Raw genomic sequence first — 2952 nt, 5'->3', positions numbered from 1 at the left:
CACAGAATCTAAAAAGGTAGCCCAATGATTTATATCTTTCTTTTAATGTCAATTTCTACTATTCTTTCATATCTTATATTAAAATTTATTTATAGAATCATTTTTAAATCTAAAAAGAAAATCTCAAAGTTTTTAGTTTTTCTTGGAAGTATTGGGTTGATTATATTTTACCATACGCCCTATTCTTACTATTTAGAGCCGAGTTATCATAAGTTTAAAGAAATATGCCAACTAAACCCAGAGATTTACCAAGCTAATGGTGGTAAGCTTGATGAGGAATATTATAATAAAGTGTTAAAGTATTTTGATACGGATTTGGAGAGTTTAGATTGGGAGTATATTCAGGAGAATTTAAAAGTTAATGATAGAGGAACATATTGGTATGAATTCGAGAAGTATCATGATAGAATATATCAGGATTTTACATTACTTTTTAAAGATAATCAAGCAAGAAGAGATAATATTAAAAATATAATGTTTTATGTTAATTGGGATAAAATAAGACCACTCCCAGCAGGTAATGAGGGAACTGGATTTTTTTTAGGAAGTGTCCCAATAAGTTGCATATATTTCAAAAAGGACTAAACAATGAAAAACAAAGAAATGATTAATAGACTAAAAGATAACGCAGAGTTAGCAATGGCAGCTTATGGCTATTTCCACTTAGCAGATTCTAAGTATGATTTTAATAAAGATAACACAGATACAGAAAGATTAGAGTATTTTAGAGAATTAAAAGATGATAAAACCCAATCTTTATTCCCCACTCCCACCGACATTCTCAATATAGAATACAAATACTTTAAAGATGAAAATGACAAGCCTCAAGATTCTTGGTATCATAAACACTTCTTAGATGGCGACTTCACTCCCACACAAGCAAAAAGATTTTTGGAACGCTACGAATTAATCCATCATATCCCAAATACACTAAGTGGATTCTCTGCTACGATATTTTATGATATAAAAGAATCTAATACAACTACAAACACAAAAGAGTTTAAGAAACACTTTGAATACATCATCGCTTTTAGAGGCACAGAATCTACAAAGGAAATAGTGTGAGAATGGTGTATGTAATCATAAGTGCTTTATTTGTGGCAGTCGTGTTTAGTGGGTGTGCCTCAATGAATGTGCAAAAATATTTCTATCCAAGTTATTGGGAAGCAAGAAGCCTAAACAAAAACCTGACTTATGATGGAGAATGGAAAGATAGAGAAAAATTTAGAGAATTAATGACAAATGAAAAAAAGAAAAATAAAATCACAAAAAAGTATGAAAATTTGCTCGCTTACTTTAACTTGACTCTAAATGATTGGGAAGAAATACAAAAAAATCTTGTTAAAGTTAGTAATCCTATGGTCCCAAATTATAGGGTTTTGAATTTAGAGCCAAAAGATGGGGAAATTATAAACAAAAGACATAGGAGCATCAATGTCATCATAATCAACAAGAGGATAGCGATGGGCGGTGCGAGTATTGTTTTTGATACAGATAAACCCATAGGAGTGGAAAATATAGTTAAGTTTTATCCTATTATCTATTGGTATAACGATACATTTAGGTTTGATGATAGTGCTGCGAGTTTTTTTGATATAATGAGACCCGAATGGGAGTTTATGCCATGAAAACAAATAAACAAATCATAGAAGCCTTGAGAGATAACGCATATCTTGCTTGGGCAGCCTATGGATATTATGATTTAATTGGTAAAAAAATAAAAGATGATGAAAAATATGGCGATAAAAGAAATAAGCCCATAACCCTCCACGACATACTAGACATTACATACAAAGATTATGAAACACAAGATAGCACATTTTTTAACACAGAGAATCTCAAAGGCGACTTCTCCCCACTCCAAGCCAAAAGATTCTTTTCTCGCTATGATTTACTCATCCATCAACCAAATACAGAATCAGGATTCTCTGCAACTCTCTTTCAAAATAAAGAATCTAAAGAATTTACTTTAGCTATAATAAGCACAGAATCTAAATGTGATGGTATAAAATGAAAAAGCTTTTACATATTACAATCTCTGGTTTTGTTTTGTTGTGTTTTAATGGCTGTGGTTGGGGGTGGCTTGTGCCTTATTCTTTTCAGCCTAGCTATCATAAGTTTAAAAAGATGTGCAAAATGGAATATGATTTTATTTTCAAAGGCATGGGAAATGTTGAAGCCATACATACATACCGAGTTAAAAATGGATTTACTTATGGAGTTTGGTATAATGGTAGATATGAACCAGCTGGACATTTGGACGACTTACATTTTGAGAAGCAATGGATAAATTGTAATTATTTTTACAAAAAATGGGATAAAAAATATTTGAGTGAAGAGGAGTGGGATAAAAAATATATAGATTCAAGGGTATTGAAATTGAAAGCTTTAAAAGAACTAATTGAAGAAGAGAAAAATGGAATTATAGAACTTAACAATATCAATAAAATAAAAAGACAAGTACGAAAACTTGAAAAATCAATGAAAAATAAGGATTTAAACATTGCAAAGTAAGATATTAATAAACAAGCTCAAAGACAATGCAGAACTAGCTCAAGCTGCTTATGGGTATTATGATTTAATGACAACGGATGCTAATCAATTATTCATCATATTGAAAGATGAATATGGCAAAAATAAAACAGATTCTAGTGGAAACTTTGTTACAAAAGAAATTACTCTCGTTGATATTATGAATATCACATTTAATGGTTATGAAGTGTGCCATATTGACTCAAGGACAAACAAACTTAATGTAATAAACAAACTCAAAGGTGATTTTGCTCCACTTCAAGCTAAAAATTTCTTTGAAAAATATGATTTACTAGATTTCTATCCTAAGTTTGATAACAAAAATAATAAACAGCAAAAGGGTTTCCACGCTTGTTTATTTCAAGATAAAGAAACTAAAGAGTTAATCAGGAAATTAAATTGAAAAAAATATTTTATGGA

General features: G+C 30.3%; 6 protein-coding genes. All 6 read left to right on the top strand.

Annotated elements, in window-relative coordinates; translation table 11 throughout:
- Positions 1-24: 24 nt before the first annotated feature.
- Genes C6H17_RS11680 through C6H17_RS11655 form a run of 6 tightly spaced genes read left to right on the top strand, consistent with a single transcriptional unit; the run spans position 25 to position 2935 of the window.
- Positions 25-585: a hypothetical protein gene (locus tag C6H17_RS11680; RefSeq protein WP_020995737.1), complete on the top strand. Its 561-nt coding sequence runs from the start codon at positions 25-27 to the stop codon at positions 583-585.
- Positions 586-588: 3 nt separating this feature from the next.
- Positions 589-1065: a hypothetical protein gene (locus C6H17_RS11675; protein ID WP_020995736.1), complete on the top strand. Its 477-nt coding sequence runs from the start codon at positions 589-591 to the stop codon at positions 1063-1065.
- Positions 1062-1628 (top strand): hypothetical protein, encoded by a 567-nt coding sequence (locus C6H17_RS11670; protein ID WP_020995735.1) that lies wholly within the window; start codon positions 1062-1064, stop codon positions 1626-1628. Before C6H17_RS11675 ends, C6H17_RS11670 begins: the two co-directional genes overlap by 4 nt.
- The gene (locus C6H17_RS11665) at positions 1625-2014 is read left to right on the top strand and encodes a hypothetical protein (RefSeq protein WP_020995734.1); all 390 of its coding nucleotides are present in this window, start codon (positions 1625-1627) and stop codon (positions 2012-2014) included. The genes C6H17_RS11670 and C6H17_RS11665 overlap by 4 nt, the downstream gene beginning before the upstream one ends.
- Positions 2011-2514 carry a hypothetical protein gene (locus tag C6H17_RS11660; protein ID WP_005220085.1) on the top strand — a complete coding sequence of 168 codons (504 nt, stop codon included), beginning with the start codon at positions 2011-2013 and terminating at the stop codon, positions 2512-2514. The genes C6H17_RS11665 and C6H17_RS11660 overlap by 4 nt, the downstream gene beginning before the upstream one ends.
- Positions 2504-2935, top strand: a complete 432-nt coding sequence (locus C6H17_RS11655; protein ID WP_020995733.1) for a hypothetical protein — start codon at positions 2504-2506, stop codon at positions 2933-2935. The genes C6H17_RS11660 and C6H17_RS11655 overlap by 11 nt, the downstream gene beginning before the upstream one ends.
- Positions 2936-2952: the final 17 nt, after the last annotated feature.

Source organism: Helicobacter rappini (assembly GCF_900198625.1).
Lineage (GTDB): Bacteria > Campylobacterota > Campylobacteria > Campylobacterales > Helicobacteraceae > Helicobacter_A > Helicobacter_A rappini.
This window is presented reverse-complemented; position numbering and strand designations above follow the sequence as displayed.

Bases quoted from the DNA above. Each gene is read 5' to 3' on its own strand.
- C6H17_RS11680 (WP_020995737.1), top strand. From the start codon at position 25: ATGATTTATATCTTTCTTTTAATGTCAATTTCTACTATTCTTTCATAT.
- C6H17_RS11675 (WP_020995736.1), top strand. From the start codon at position 589: ATGAAAAACAAAGAAATGATTAATAGACTAAAAGATAACGCAGAGTTA.
- C6H17_RS11665 (WP_020995734.1), top strand. From the start codon at position 1,625: ATGAAAACAAATAAACAAATCATAGAAGCCTTGAGAGATAACGCATAT.
- C6H17_RS11660 (WP_005220085.1), top strand. From the start codon at position 2,011: ATGAAAAAGCTTTTACATATTACAATCTCTGGTTTTGTTTTGTTGTGT.